We start from the raw sequence: 13,367 nt of genomic DNA, 5'->3' as shown, positions 1-13,367 counted from the left end.
GGCTTTTTTATTGCAGTGGGGACTTTGCAGAGGTGTACGCCACTAGGCGTATTTCCGGTTCGGGCGGCCAAACCTACAGTCACTCCATCGCATCACAAAACCTCTTCCGAGATTGTTTTGCGAGAAGCGAGATGGATTTGTTTAACCCCCCGGAGAAGCCCACATGCAACGTCGTTTTACTTTGAAGGCACTCACCGCTGCCGTCGCTCTCACCACCTTGTCGGCCGTGCCCGCAATGGCTGCTGACACCATCAAGGTCGGTATCCTGCACAGCCTGTCCGGCACCATGGCCATTTCTGAAACCGTGTTGAAAGACACCGTGTTGATGGCCATCGACGAAATCAACGCCAAGGGTGGTGTGCTCGGCAAGAAACTGGAACCCGTGGTCGTTGATCCTGCCTCCAACTGGCCCCTGTTTGCTGAAAAGACCAAGCAGTTGCTGACCCAGGACAAAGTCTCCGTCATCTTCGGTTGCTGGACTTCCGTATCCCGCAAATCCGTACTGCCGGTGGTGGAGGAACTGAACGGCCTGTTGTTCTACCCCGTGCAATACGAAGGTGAAGAGCTGTCCAAAAACGTGTTCTACACCGGTGCAGCGCCTAACCAGCAGGCCATCCCCGCAGTCGACTACCTGATGAGCAAAGAAGGCGGCGGCGCCAAGCGTTGGGTTCTGCTGGGCACTGACTATGTGTACCCCCGCACGACCAACAAGATCCTGCGCGCCTACCTGAAGTCCAAGGGCGTGAAAGAGTCTGACATCGACGAGAAATACACTCCCTTCGGCCACAGCGATTACCAAACCATCGTGGCTGACATCAAGAAGTTCTCTGCCGGCGGCAAGACCGCCGTGGTGTCCACCATCAACGGTGACTCCAACGTGCCTTTCTACAAGGAACTGGGCAACGCAGGCCTGAACGCCAAAGACGTGCCTGTGGTGGCCTTCTCGGTGGGTGAAGAAGAACTGCGCGGCGTGGACACCAAGCCTCTGGTGGGTCACCTGGCTGCTTGGAACTACTTCCAGTCCATCAAGAACCCGACCAACACCGAGTTCATCAAAAAGTGGTCTGACTACGCCAAGGCCAAGGGCATTGCCGGTCACAAGGACAAGCCTTTGACCAACGACCCGATGGAAGCGACCTACATCGGTATCAACATGTGGAAGCAAGCGGTTGAGAAGGCCAAGTCCACCGACGTGGACAAGGTGATCGCTGCGATGGCTGGCCAGACCTTCAAGGCGCCAAGCGGCATCGTGTCCAAGATGGACGAAAAGAACCACCACTTGCACAAGAGCGTGTTCATCGGCGAAATCAAGGCCGACGGCCAGTTCAACGTGGTCTGGAAGACACCGGGCCCCGTAAAGGCCAAACCATGGTCTCCTTACATCGAAGGCAACGACAAGAAGCCTGATGAGCCCGCAAAGAAATAAGGCGAAGGCAGGGAGAGGCTAGCGTTTAGCCAGAGCCGCCACAGTCTTGAAAAAGGCGTGGCGGCTTGTTGTTTTTACCCCGGAGAGATTGGCGTATGCCAAAACGAATTTTTCAATGGCTGATGATTGCTATGCTTTTGATAGCCGCTCGCGCATATGCGCTGAGCGCTGAAGAGGCAAAAGCCATGGCATCCGGCGAGAGCGATGCCCGCGTGGCGGCATTGCAAAAAGCGGTGGAAAGTGCCGATGAACGCACGGTGCGTTTCATCCAGGCGCTCTCGGATGATGCCGTCAAGCTCGTGGGCGAAGTGCCCGTGATGATGGTGGATGGCAAGGGCGTGGACCCGGTCACCCAAGCGGAAGTCGCTGTGCCCGATACCGCCGAAGACGTCATGAACAACAACCGCATGCGCGGCGAGCTGGATACCGCGCTGGCTGCGGTCAAGCTGCTGTCGCCCGACGTGGCGGTGCGCCGCGCAGCGATCAAGACCCTGGGCTCTCAGGTGGATGCCGGCAAGCTGCCCTTGCTGGAAAAAGCGCTGGCCAACGAGACTGCCCCGGACCTCAAGGAAAAACTGCAGTTGCTGCGCGCTGCGGCCATGCTGGGCAGCGAAGACCCGGCCAAGCGCCTGGAAGCAGCCACGCAGTTGGGCGACAGCGCACAGGCCGCCACCAAAACATTGTTGGTGGAGCGCTTGCAGGCTGAAACAGACGGCAACGTGAAGGCCGCACTGCAAAAAAGCTTGGGTACCGTCGAGGCCCGCCTCGCGTGGGGAGACCGCCTGGGTGCCATCTTCAGCGGCATCAGCCTGGGTTCCATCCTGCTGTTAGTCGCTTTGGGTTTGGCCATCACCTACGGTTTGATGGGCGTGATCAACATGGCCCATGGCGAGCTCATGATGATCGGCGCTTATGCCACTTACGTGGTCCAGGTACTGTTCCAGAAATACCTTCCCGGCGCGTTCGACTGGTATTTGCTGGCCGCAGTGCCGGTGGCGTTCATGACCTCGGCGCTGGTGGGTGCGGCCCTGGAGCGCAGCGTCATCCGTTTCTTGTACGGGCGTCCGCTGGAGACTCTGCTGGCGACCTGGGGTATCAGCCTGATGCTGATGCAGCTAGTGCGCACCCTGTTCGGGGCGCAAAACGTCGGCGTGGAAAACCCGAGTTGGATGAGTGGAGGTGTACAGCTGCTGGGCAACCTCTCGCTGCCCTACAACCGCTTGATCATCGTCGCCTTTGCAGTGGCAGTGCTGGTAGGTGTCTGGTTCCTGATTGAGAAAACACGCCTGGGCCTGTTCGTGCGCGGAGTGACGCAGAACCGCCCGATTGCGAGCTGCATGGGTGTGAACACGGCCCGCATTGACACTTACGCCTTCGCGCTGGGGTCTGGCATTGCCGGTTTGGCCGGCTGCGCTCTGAGCCAGGTGGGCAACGTGGGGCCTGACCTAGGCCAAGGCTACATCGTGGACTCTTTCATGGTGGTGGTGCTGGGCGGTGTGGGCCAGCTGGCCGGAACCGTGTATGCGGCCATGGGCCTCGGCATTCTGAACAAGTTCCTCGAGGGCTGGACCGGTGCGGTGCTGGCCAAGATCGCGGTGCTGGTTTTCATCATCGTCTTTATCCAGAAGCGTCCGCAAGGCATCTTTGCCATGAAGGGCCGGAGCGCAGAAGCATGAGCAACATTTCCTTACCCACTCCGCAACCTTTGCTGACTCGTGCCGGTTGGGCTGCATGGTTGGCTGCGCTGATTGTCTTGTGCGCCCTGGTGCCGGTACTGAACCTGATGGTGCCTGCGGGCAGTGCCCTGCACCTGAGCGATTTTGCGGTGGCACTCACGGCCAAGATCATGTGCTATTCCATCTGCGCACTCGCCATGGGCCTCATCTGGGGCTACACCGGCATCCTGAGTCTGGGCCACGGCCTGTTCTTTGCGCTGGGCGGCTATGCCATGGGCATGTACCTGATGCGTCAGATCGGGCTGGATGGCAACTACAAAAGCAATTTGCCGGACTTCATGGTGTTCCTGGACTGGAAAGAATTGCCTTGGCATTGGGCGCTGTCCGGCAGCTTCGGTGCCACGCTGTTTTTGGTAGTGGCCGTGCCGGGGCTGGTGGCCTTTGTGTTCGGCTACTTTGCCTTCCGCTCGCGCATCAAGGGGGTTTACTTTTCCATCATTACCCAGGCCATGACGTTCGCGGCCATGTTGCTCTTCTTCCGCAATGAAACCGGCTTTGGTGGCAACAACGGCTTCACTGACTTCAAGCGAATTCTGGACATCCCGATTGCCACCACCAGCATGCGCATGACCTTGTTCGTCATGACCTCGGTGACTTTGCTGCTGTTCTTCCTGCTGGCCCGCTGGCTGGTGGGCAGCAAGTTCGGCCGGGTGTTGCAGGCGGTGCGTGATGCTGAGAGCCGTGTCATGTTCAGCGGCTACTCCACCCTGGGCTACAAGCTCACCATCTGGACCATTTCGGCCATGATGTGTGGCGTAGCGGGGGCACTGTATGTGCCGCAGGTCGGCATCATCAACCCGAGTGAGATGAGCCCGGCCAACTCGATTGAGATTGCTATCTGGGCCGCTGTGGGTGGGCGGGCGACGCTGATCGGGCCCATCGTGGGGGCCTTCTTGGTTAACGGTGCCAAGAGCTGGCTCACGGTGACTTACCCTGAGTTCTGGCTGTATTTCCTCGGTGCGCTCTTCATCGGTGTCACCCTGTTCCTGCCCGACGGAGTGGTGGGATTGATCAAGAAACTGAAGGGAGGGAAAGCATGACTCCCGATCTGTTGGAACAAGGCGCACGACGCGTAGAGGCGCGCTTGGCCGCACTGGCCGAGCAAACCGCCCAGACCGAGTCAGGCGGTCGCACTGCAGGTTTCGGCCGGCTAGCCAACCAGGGCGAAGTGGATGTGACTCATGGGCGCATTCTTTACCTGGAAGATGTGAACGTGAGTTTCGATGGCTTCAAGGCCATCAACAACCTGTCGCTGGACATCGCGCCCGGCGAGCTTCGCTGCATCATCGGGCCCAATGGCGCCGGCAAGACCACGATGATGGACATCATCACCGGCAAGACCCGGCCGGACAGCGGCACCGTGTACTTCGGCAGCACCATCGATCTGCTGCGCTACAAAGAGTCCGAGATCGCACAGCTGGGCATCGGGCGCAAGTTCCAAAAGCCCACCGTGTTTGAGCAACTCTCGGTGTTTGAGAACCTGGAACTGGCCTTGAAGACCGACAAGGGCGTCAAAGCTTCCATGTTCTTCAAGCTGGACTCTGCACAGCGGGACCGTCTGGCAGACATCCTGCACACCATTCACCTGGCAGACAGTGTGGGGCGTCTCGCCGGCAACCTGAGCCATGGCCAGAAGCAGTGGCTGGAGATTGGCATGCTGCTGATGCAAGATCCCAAGCTCCTGCTGTTGGATGAACCGGTCGCCGGTATGACGGATGAGGAAACCGAGCGCACCGCTGAGCTGTTTTTGAGCCTCAAGGGCAAACACTCCCTGATGGTGGTGGAGCACGATATGAGCTTCATCCGCACCATCAGTGACATCGTCACCGTATTGTGTGACGGCTCGGTATTGGCCCAGGGCACGCTGGATCAGGTGCAGGCCGATGAGCGTGTGATTGAAGTTTATTTGGGCAGATGAAAGCCCCCACGCTCCACCGTTGCACGGGTCGCTGCCCCCCAAGGGGGCTAATTTTTCTTGGGGCGGCCCTACGAAAAATTGCACAGGTAAGAGAACACTATGCTTGAAGTAAAAAACATCAACCAGTACTACGGTGGCTCCCACATCTTGAGGGACGTGAGTCTGGAGGCCGAGGTCGGTAAGGTCAAGGTCATCCTGGGCCGTAACGGCGTAGGCAAGACCACACTGCTCAAATCGCTGATGGGCCTGGTGCCTATCAAGTCCGGCACCATCTCCATGGGCGGGAAGGAAATCCACAAGCTCACGCCTTATGAGCGTGCCCGCCTGGGAATGGGCTTTGTGCCACAGGGTCGCGAGATTTTTGCTCGACTCACTGTGGAAGAAAACCTCCGTATGGGCTTGGCGTACAAGCCTGCCGGCACCCCGATTCCGGCTGAGCTGTTTGAACTGTTTCCGGTGCTTCAGCAGATGTTGCACCGCCGGGGCGGCGACTTGTCCGGCGGGCAACAGCAGCAGCTGGCGATTGCGCGTGCATTGGCGGCGGGCCCCAAGGTTCTGATCCTCGATGAGCCTACCGAAGGTATACAGCCCAGCATCATCAAGGATATCGGCCGCGTGATCCGCATGTTGGCAGACCGTGGCGACATGGCCATTCTGCTGGTGGAGCAGTACTACGACTTTGCCCAGGAGTTGGCGGACAACTACATCGTGATGGAGCGTGGCGCGGTGCTTGCGCGCGGCATGGGCCAGAACATGGAAGTTGACGGCGTGCGTGGCTTGGTGGCCATTTAAACGCCTGGCAGCAGTTCTTCTGCCGGTGGCAGAGAGGCGGGTGGCGGGTCCGGCAGTTTGCCGATTTCCGGAGCTACCCGTTTGCCGGTGCGCAAAGCCAACCCACCGGCCTGGCGCTTTTGCTCGCCCAGGGACGCGCGGTTGACCAAAGGCCCGCAACGCGCCTTGAGCTGCTGCACCATGTCCTGCAGCTCCGGCGCTCCTTTGACTTTGGCGCTGTGCTTTTGCAGCAACTGGTAGGCGTTGTCAATCAGCCTTGAGTTGAGTGTGTCGCGGCCATGCAGGATCAGGTTTCTGACTGCATTGGTCGGGTCGCCTGCAAGGCTCAGTGCCATGGCCGTTTCTGCAAACTCCAGCACTTGCGACTGGGCCAGTCTCAGCCGGTCGGCATAAGGCGGATGGGACACGGCACTGGCAGCAAGTAGCTCCGTCAATGAGCGGTTGCTGCAAAAGCGCCGGCCGATGACATCAATGGTTTCCTCCAGCTCATTGAGCTGGATGGCTTTGGCCGACAGTTGCGCCATCAGAGCCACGAGGTTGCTGGCAGATTCAAAATCAAATTGGGGCTCCCGCACGGTCTTTGCCATCTCCCGCACTGCGTCCACAGACCGGGCAAACTGGTGCTGCTGTATGAGGTTGAGTGCTTCCACGATGGCAGCCAGGCGCCTTAGGCGTGCGTTGCCCTCATCTTTATCGATGAGCCTCAGAAAATCGTCATAGCAGCGCTGCAGGCCCTTGCGGTCTGCGGTGCCCAGTCGGGTAAAGGCCAGCAGCACCAGTGTTTGTGCGTCAAACATCTTGGAGTCGAGCCCCAAGCGCGTGGTCTTGTCGAGCAGCTTTTCGGCCTCCTCGTGGTCGCCGGAATAGTAGGTCATCATGGCCAGGTTCTGTACCCGGCTGATGGAGGCTGGCGTGAGCGTGGCGGCCATTTTGTAGGTTTCCAGAGCCTTGTCAAAACGGCCTAACTCGAACTGGGCCCGACCCATGACGTCATAGGCATCGGCGTAATTCGCGTCTTCGCCTATCAATTTTTCGAGAGTGCTAGTGGCCTGGTTGATCTGGCCGGCCTCCAGCTGCGAGCGTGCAACACCCAGCTTGGCCCAAGGCAGCGTTTTGGCATCGACAACTGCCTTGTACAAGGTTTGCGCCTCAATGCAGCGACCTAGTCGCAGCAACAACTCGGCACCTACCCGCGCCGCATACAGCCAGAACTGGCCTCTGGCCTCAAACCGCTCGAGACACAGGCGCGCGGCCTCTTCGAAGTTTTCTTCTTCAATGGCAGTGAAGATGCCCTGCAGAGACACTTTCCGCACCCGTGCGGCTACCAGCCGTTCACCGAGTTGGGTCGCTTTGTGCGGCTTGAGCATGTAGCCGTCCAGGGCCGATTCGGCGGCTTCCGCCACCTTGGCGTAGGTGGCTTCACCAGTGATCATGATGAACACGGTAGAGAAGGGCAGCAGCTGGTTGCGGCGCAAGTCGTCCAGCAGATCTTGCCCGGACATGGCATCAGTGGGAAAGTGTTGCTCGCACAGCACGAAGTCGAAGGTGCGGAACTCCAGTTGACGACGGGCATCCACTGCGCGGGCCGCTTGGGCAACGCTCGCAACTCCGAAGTCGCGCAGCTGCGACACCAGAATCGAGCGCGAAGTCGGATTGCCGTCTACCACCAGAGCAGAGCAGGTCGAGAAATCCGAATCGAGAGCGGCCATTGGCACCATTATGGTGGCGCCCATGGTCATTGAACAGGGTAGTTACATGGCCCAGATGCGCGGGTCTTGACCTGTAAGTTGCCATGCATGGGTACGCCACTGCTTGCGCACAGCGCGCAGTAATTGCATGGCAGGCTCCACAGTGGGTGCAAGCACCCGGAGTACCAGGGTGCGGGTGTTGGGGGTGGTGGCGCCTGCAGTCGCTGCCAAGGCATGGTCTTTCAGGGTTGCCCGCGCCATATCCAGCAGGGCTTCTTTGTCGGTGCGGCTCCAGGGCGTTCCGCCGGCAAAAAACAAGGTCGCCATGCAGCGATTCCCGTCCAGTCCGGTAGGGCCATTCATCAGCCGTTGGTCATTTGCGCGCAAGGTGCCGCGCTCCAACCAGACGCCGGGAATCTCCAGGTGTTGTTCCAGACTGCCCTTAAGAAAAGGCAGTTGCGCGTGGGGCAGGCCCAGTGCGGTCACATCCCAGCCCAGGCACTGGGCTCCGGGGGCGAGTTGCAGGCGCAGGCGGTTTACCGCATGGCAGGCGTCATAGCAAATCGCCTCCAGCGGCAGCCATTCCAGGCGTGCACCCTCTTCCAGGGTGAGGCTGGTTTCCTGGGTGGCTACCGGACCTTCGGAGCGGTAAAAGCGTGTCGCGCCCGGCGTGGTGATCAGGCCGTGTGCGCCGCTGCCCACCGTGATGTTCAGGCTCAGTGTGTCTCCGCCCACCAGTCCACCAGGCGGGTGTACCAGTACGTTGTGGCAAATTTCATCGCCTTCAGGGTAAAGACTTTGCAGGATACGCAGCGGGCCGCTGTGCTCGTAGCGGGCCACGCAGCGCTCTGCTTCGAGGCGGTAATCCAAATGTAAACGTGCGTGCCAAACCATGGCTCAATTGTTGTGTGCGTTGGTGGCGCTTCAGCGCTGCCAGAAGTGTTGATGCAAGGCGGCGATGGCCTCTTCGACTGCAGGCACCGGCCCGATGACGGTGACCTGCTTCTGGCCTGCTTCCAGCACAGTGCGGCTGGGCAGGTCCATCGTCGGGTTTTCTTCGTGGTTGCCGGTGAGCTCCAGCAGTCGGCGTTCCGTCATGCCGAACACCAGGGTGCCGATATTGGCCCAGTACTGCGTGCCCGCGCACATGGCGCAAGGTTCCACAGTGGTGACCAAGGTGCAGTCCCAAAGGTACTCCGGCGTGAAGTTGGTGGCTGCCGTGCGCGCCAGGGCGGATTCGGCATGGTTGACCGTATCCACATTGCCTTGCTCCGCCAAAACGGTTTCCCCATCCGGCGCCACCAGAATGGCGCCGAACGGGTGTTTTCCTAATGTCAGCGCGCGCTGCGCTACCGCGTTGGCACGCAGCAGGTGGCGGGCTATCTGTTCAGGCGTCATCAGTGGTTCTGCGAGCCGCGGTGTGCCCAGGCGGTAGTGTGCTTTTCGATCGCGCTGAACAGCTCGTACATCACCATGGCCATGGCGCCCACCACCACCAAGCCGGCAAATGCCAAGCCCATTTGCATGGCCGAGCCTGCACTGATCAGCAGGTAGCCGATGCCTTCGTTGGCGGCTGTCATCTCGGACACCGTGGTACCCACAAACGCCAGGGTGATGGCGACTTTGAGCGAGCCGTAGAAGTAAGGCATGGAACGGGGCAGGCCCACCTTCACCAACACATCCCAGCGCTTGGCGCCCAGCACCCGCAGCACATCTTCCAGCTCCGGCTCCAGGGTGGCCAGGCCGGTGGCAATGTTCACCATGATGGGGAAGAAGCTGATCAAAAAGGCTGTCAGGATGGCCGGGCCCACGCCGATGCCGAACCAGACCACGAGGATGGGCACAAACGCAGCTTTAGGCAGTGCATTGAATGCCGTCATCAGCGGGTACACCGCCGCATAGGCCAGTCGCGAACTGCCGATCACAAAGCCCAGCAACACCCCCACCACAATGGCAATGCCGAAGCCCGCCATGGTCACCCAGAAGGTGCGCCAAGCGTGGCCGGCAATGATGCCCTTGAACTCCCAGAACTGTGTCCAGATACGCGCCGGGCTGGGGAAGACGAACTCCGACACTTCAAATACGCTGCACAGCAATTGCCACAGCAGAATGAAGACCACCAGCAGCACCCACGGTGCCCAGGTCTCGATTTGTTTTTTGCTCATGGGCAGCCTTTATTGGGTGATCGCGCCAGAGGCGGCCGGGGCGTTCGAGCGCATGGCGCCTATGTGCCCGCGCAACTCGTGCACGATGTCGGTGAACTCTTTGGTGTAGGTGATCTCCAGGTCGCGCGGGCGCGGCAGGTCGATCTCGCGCTTCACCACAAAGCGGCCTGGGCTCTTGCTCATGACATAGACCGTGTCGGCCAGGAACACCGATTCACGCAAGTCGTGCGTCACCAGAATCACGTTGAACTGTTGCTCGGTCCACAAGTCGCGCAAGATGCACCACAGCTCCTCGCGGGTGAAGGCATCCAGCGCGCCGAAGGGCTCGTCGAGCAGCAGCATCTTGGGTTCATGGATCGGTGCGCGGCAGATGCTGGCCCGCTGCTGCATACCCCCCGAGAGCTGCCACGGGAACTTGTCTTCATAGCCGCCCAAGCCCACTTTTTGCAGCAGCTTGCGCGCACGCTCTTCGTATTCTTTGCGCTTGGCTTTGAAGTTGCTGCGGTAGGGCTCCACGATTTCCAACGGCAAGAGCACGTTGTCTACGGTGGTGCGCCATGGCAACAGGGACGGCGCCTGAAACGCCATGCCGGAAATCTTCAACGGGCCGGTTACCGGCTCTTTGTCAATCAGGATCTTGCCCTTGGAGGGCATCTTCAGACCGGTGGTCAGCTTCATGAAGGTGGACTTGCCACAGCCGGATGGACCGACGATGGCAATGAACTCGCCCTTGCGCACTTGCAGGTCGATAGCTTCGACCGCAAAGTGGTTCTGCTTCAGCAGCTCATCGTTGTAAGCAAGCCAGACATCCTGGAAATCGACAAACCAGGGGGATGCTGACTCATGGATGGGCGCACTCATGCTTACTTCTTGGGCAGTACGTTCAGCTCAGCCTTGGAGGGCAGGAAGCTGCCGTTCCACACCACGTCCGGGTTCACACGGGTTTTGGTGTTGAAGGCGTCCGACACTTGCGATGCCATCAGCGACAGGCGTGGACCGTTGACCTGGCCGAAGCCTTCCGCACGGGCGTTAGCACTGTTGATGGCGGAGTCGATCGCCATCTTCAGACGGCGAGTTTCCAGCTCGGCGTTGATGATGCCGTCGCGGGCTTTCACATCCCCCACAGCAGCTGCGGGGTTGCCGATCACGTCTTTCATGCCCTTGGCAAACGCAACCAGGAAAGCTTTGATTGCAGCTGGGTTCTCTTTGATCATCTTGGGCGAAGCAATGATGGCGTTGCCATAGAGCTTCACACCGAAATCGGGGTAGGGCAGGACCACGATGTCCTCGGCCTTGACGCCGCGTGCTTCGAGGTTGAGTACCGAGGTGAAGGTGAAGCCGGTGATGGCGTCTATGTCGCCACGAGCCAGCATGGTTTCACGCAGGGGAGGGTCCATAGCGGTCCACTGCACACCACTGATGTTGTTGGCTTTGGCAAAGATGGGGAATGCGCGGCGGCCGGCGTCAAACACGGGTGCGCCCAGCTTCTTGCCGTTCAGGTCGGCCGGAGTCTTGATGCCGGACTTCTTGAGCGCCATCACCGAGGCGGGCGTGTCGTTGTAGACCATCATCACTGCCACGGGCTTGTTGGGCGCGTCGGGGTTGTTGGCGTGGAACTCCATCAGCGCGGCCAAGTCAGCAAAACCCATGTCGTAAGCGCCGGAGGCCACACGGGTGACCGTGCCGCCGGAGCCGTTGCCCGCGTCAATGGTCACGTCCAGCTTGGCGTCCTTGAAGTAGCCCTTGGCTGCAGGTGTCAGAAACAGGGCGGCAGGGCCTTCAAAACGCCAGTCCAGTTGGAACTTGATCGGTGTACTTTGGGCCATAGCTGAACCGGCGGCCAAGGTAGCGACGGCCAATGCGATCGCGTGGAGAAACTGGCGTTTTTTCATGGGAGCTCCTACAAGGTGTTAGATGGACGAGATCAAGCAAGAAAGATGCCCAAATTTGGGGCGTGTATACAAAGCAGCTGACTTCATTCTCTTGCGCTCCATGTGCACGTGAGGCAGTAGATACCCTTTAACGCCGACCCGAATGCTCGTTATATGAGGGGCGACCGGAAAAAGGGCCCTTGAGGGCCCTGTGTTTGTTTTGCAGCGGGTTGCTTCAATGGGCATCGGCTTGCTTGGCGGCTTGGATCGCCGCAGCGTCATCCTGCCGGCTGCCATTGAAGTAGACGTTCAGGAGTACCGCACTGACCGAGGCCAGCAGGATTCCGGACTCGATCAAGGGGTGGATGTTGTGCGGCATCCATTGCAGGAATTTCGGCGCAATCAGGGGGATCATTCCGAAGCCGATGGAGATGCCCACGATAAACAAGTTGTTGCGGTTTTTTTGGTAGTCCACCGACGCCAGGATGCGAATGCCGGTGGCCGCGACCATGCCGAACATCACCAGACCTGCGCCACCCAGTACAAAGGTGGGCAAGGACTCCACAAGGGCCGCCATTTTGGGCACCAGGCCCAGAAGAATCAGTATCAGGCCGCCCGCCACGCAGACAAAACGGCTCTTCACGCCTGTGACGCCAACCAAGCCTACGTTTTGCGAGAAGCTGGTGTAGGGGAAGGTATTGAAAATGCCACCGATCAGGGTACCCAAACCATCGGTGCGAAGACCGGCTGTCAACATTTTTTGATCGACTTTTTTGGATGTCATGTCCCCCAAGGCGAGGAACATGCCTGTGGACTCGATCATCACCACAATCATTACCAGTGTCATGGTCAAAATCAGGATCGGGTCGAACACCGGCGTTGCAATTTCAAAGGGCAGTACCAGATCAAACCAGCCGGCCTTGGCCACGCGGGCAAAATCCATCAGGCCGGCGGCAGTGGCGACAACACCCCCCACGATGATGCCAAGCAACACGGAGATGTTGGCCACAAACCCCTTGGCATATTTGGCAATCAACAGAATGGAAACCAGCACGATGGCGGCAATGCCGATGTGCGGGAGCTGCGCATACTGGGGGTTGGGCACCGTACCCACCAGATTGAGGCCGGCAGGTACCGGCGGGATGGCGCCGGCACCGGCAGCTTGTTTTGCTGCATCCAGCCACGCCAGATGTTCAGGGTTCGGAATGCTGGGAGCGGTGGGACCGAAAGGGTTGCCGAAAATCCAGTTGATGCCTACACGCATCAGGCTGATGCCGATCACGGCAATGATGGTGCCCGTGACCACCGGCGGGAAAAAGCGCAGCATGCGGCTGATCACCGGCGCAATCAGGATGGATACCACCCCGGCGCCAATGATGGCTCCGAATATCAAACCAGCACCTTGAGGGCCGGGGTTGCTATTGGCCATGGCGACCATGGGAGCAACGGATGCGAACGTCACGCCCATCATCACCGGCAGCTTGATACCGAACCACTGAGTAGCCCCCAGTGATTGGATCAAAGTCACGATGCCGCAGCAAAACAGGTCGGCAGATATCAGCATGGCCACTTGCTCGGGGCTGAGCTTGAGCGCGCGACCCACGATCAGCGGCACCGCGACGGCACCCGCGTACATCACCAGTACATGCTGAAGGCCCAAGGCCGAAAGTGGGCCTGCGGGCAGGACTTCATCCACCGGGTGGACGTTCTGTGACATAGCGCATTCTCCAGATGAGGGCGTCTAAGCCTTGAGGCTTAGACTGGTCTACGG

Annotated in this window: 12 protein-coding genes; 5 read left to right on the top strand and 7 right to left on the bottom strand. The window is 59.5% G+C overall.

The window, feature by feature from the left end; translation table 11 throughout:
• The first annotated feature begins 163 nt into the window (after window positions 1–163).
• The 5 genes from urtA (at window position 164) to urtE (ending at window position 5,872) form a co-directional block, all read left to right on the top strand.
• Entirely contained in the window at window positions 164–1,426 is a 1,263-nt protein-coding gene (urtA, locus tag ACOAP0_RS05110; RefSeq protein WP_498375316.1) for an urea ABC transporter substrate-binding protein, read from the top strand.
• Window positions 1,427–1,521: 95 nt separating this feature from the next.
• Entirely contained in the window at window positions 1,522–3,102 is a 1,581-nt protein-coding gene (gene urtB / locus ACOAP0_RS05105) for an urea ABC transporter permease subunit UrtB (protein ID WP_498375317.1), read from the top strand.
• Window positions 3,099–4,202: an urea ABC transporter permease subunit UrtC gene (gene urtC, locus ACOAP0_RS05100; RefSeq protein ID WP_087494802.1), complete on the top strand. Its 1,104-nt coding sequence runs from the start codon at window positions 3,099–3,101 to the stop codon at window positions 4,200–4,202. The genes urtB and urtC overlap by 4 nt, the downstream gene beginning before the upstream one ends.
• On the top strand, window positions 4,199–5,080 hold the full coding sequence (urtD, locus tag ACOAP0_RS05095; protein ID WP_087494801.1) for an urea ABC transporter ATP-binding protein UrtD: 882 nt from the start codon (window positions 4,199–4,201) through the stop codon (window positions 5,078–5,080). Before urtC ends, urtD begins: the two co-directional genes overlap by 4 nt.
• A 99-nt stretch (window positions 5,081–5,179) precedes the next feature.
• A complete protein-coding gene (gene urtE, locus ACOAP0_RS05090) occupies window positions 5,180–5,872 on the top strand; it encodes an urea ABC transporter ATP-binding subunit UrtE (protein WP_481872714.1) in 693 nt (230 codons plus the stop codon).
• Here urtE and ACOAP0_RS05085 read toward each other — a convergent pair.
• From ACOAP0_RS05085 to ACOAP0_RS05055, 7 genes are all read right to left on the bottom strand, one after another.
• Window positions 5,869–7,605 (bottom strand): response regulator, encoded by a 1,737-nt coding sequence (locus tag ACOAP0_RS05085; RefSeq protein ID WP_498391335.1) that lies wholly within the window; start codon window positions 7,603–7,605, stop codon window positions 5,869–5,871. The two genes, urtE and ACOAP0_RS05085, sit on opposite strands and share 4 nt — an antisense overlap.
• Window positions 7,606–7,623: 18 nt before the next feature.
• Complete coding sequence (locus tag ACOAP0_RS05080; RefSeq protein ID WP_498375319.1) at window positions 7,624–8,454, bottom strand: urease accessory protein UreD; 831 nt, start codon at window positions 8,452–8,454, stop codon at window positions 7,624–7,626.
• A gap of 30 nt (window positions 8,455–8,484) precedes the next feature.
• Window positions 8,485–8,958 carry a nucleoside deaminase gene (locus ACOAP0_RS05075; protein ID WP_498375320.1) on the bottom strand — a complete coding sequence of 158 codons (474 nt, stop codon included), beginning with the start codon at window positions 8,956–8,958 and terminating at the stop codon, window positions 8,485–8,487.
• Window positions 8,958–9,725 (bottom strand): ABC transporter permease, encoded by a 768-nt coding sequence (locus ACOAP0_RS05070; RefSeq protein WP_313867428.1) that lies wholly within the window; start codon window positions 9,723–9,725, stop codon window positions 8,958–8,960. The genes ACOAP0_RS05075 and ACOAP0_RS05070 overlap by 1 nt, the downstream gene beginning before the upstream one ends.
• Window positions 9,726–9,734: 9 nt before the next feature.
• A complete protein-coding gene (locus tag ACOAP0_RS05065; protein WP_498375321.1) occupies window positions 9,735–10,586 on the bottom strand; it encodes an ABC transporter ATP-binding protein in 852 nt (283 codons plus the stop codon).
• Window positions 10,587–10,588: 2 nt separating this feature from the next.
• The gene (locus tag ACOAP0_RS05060) at window positions 10,589–11,617 is read right to left on the bottom strand and encodes an ABC transporter substrate-binding protein (RefSeq protein WP_498375322.1); all 1,029 of its coding nucleotides are present in this window, start codon (window positions 11,615–11,617) and stop codon (window positions 10,589–10,591) included.
• Window positions 11,618–11,831: 214 nt separating this feature from the next.
• Window positions 11,832–13,313, bottom strand: a complete 1,482-nt coding sequence (locus tag ACOAP0_RS05055; RefSeq protein ID WP_498375323.1) for a nucleobase:cation symporter-2 family protein — start codon at window positions 13,311–13,313, stop codon at window positions 11,832–11,834.
• Window positions 13,314–13,367 lie beyond the last annotated feature (54 nt).

It is taken from the genome of Curvibacter sp. Hmag1.1 (assembly GCF_059769165.1).
The sequence above is the reverse complement of the archived record's forward strand: the minus strand, read 5'-3'. Positions and strand labels throughout refer to the sequence as shown.

What these genes read in the sequence shown, in the direction of transcription:
- urtA (WP_498375316.1), top strand. Translation starts at nt 164, where the DNA reads ATGCAACGTCGTTTTACTTTGAAGGCACTCACCGCTGCCGTCGCTCTC.
- urtB (WP_498375317.1), top strand. Translation starts at nt 1,522, where the DNA reads ATGCCAAAACGAATTTTTCAATGGCTGATGATTGCTATGCTTTTGATA.
- urtC (WP_087494802.1), top strand. Translation starts at nt 3,099, where the DNA reads ATGAGCAACATTTCCTTACCCACTCCGCAACCTTTGCTGACTCGTGCC.
- urtD (WP_087494801.1), top strand. Translation starts at nt 4,199, where the DNA reads ATGACTCCCGATCTGTTGGAACAAGGCGCACGACGCGTAGAGGCGCGC.
- urtE (WP_481872714.1), top strand. Translation starts at nt 5,180, where the DNA reads ATGCTTGAAGTAAAAAACATCAACCAGTACTACGGTGGCTCCCACATC.
- ACOAP0_RS05085 (WP_498391335.1), bottom strand. Translation starts at nt 7,605, where the DNA reads ATGGGCGCCACCATAATGGTGCCAATGGCCGCTCTCGATTCGGATTTC.
- ACOAP0_RS05080 (WP_498375319.1), bottom strand. Translation starts at nt 8,454, where the DNA reads ATGGTTTGGCACGCACGTTTACATTTGGATTACCGCCTCGAAGCAGAG.
- ACOAP0_RS05075 (WP_498375320.1), bottom strand. Translation starts at nt 8,958, where the DNA reads ATGACGCCTGAACAGATAGCCCGCCACCTGCTGCGTGCCAACGCGGTA.
- ACOAP0_RS05070 (WP_313867428.1), bottom strand. Translation starts at nt 9,725, where the DNA reads ATGAGCAAAAAACAAATCGAGACCTGGGCACCGTGGGTGCTGCTGGTG.
- ACOAP0_RS05065 (WP_498375321.1), bottom strand. Translation starts at nt 10,586, where the DNA reads ATGAGTGCGCCCATCCATGAGTCAGCATCCCCCTGGTTTGTCGATTTC.
- ACOAP0_RS05060 (WP_498375322.1), bottom strand. Translation starts at nt 11,617, where the DNA reads ATGAAAAAACGCCAGTTTCTCCACGCGATCGCATTGGCCGTCGCTACC.
- ACOAP0_RS05055 (WP_498375323.1), bottom strand. Translation starts at nt 13,313, where the DNA reads ATGTCACAGAACGTCCACCCGGTGGATGAAGTCCTGCCCGCAGGCCCA.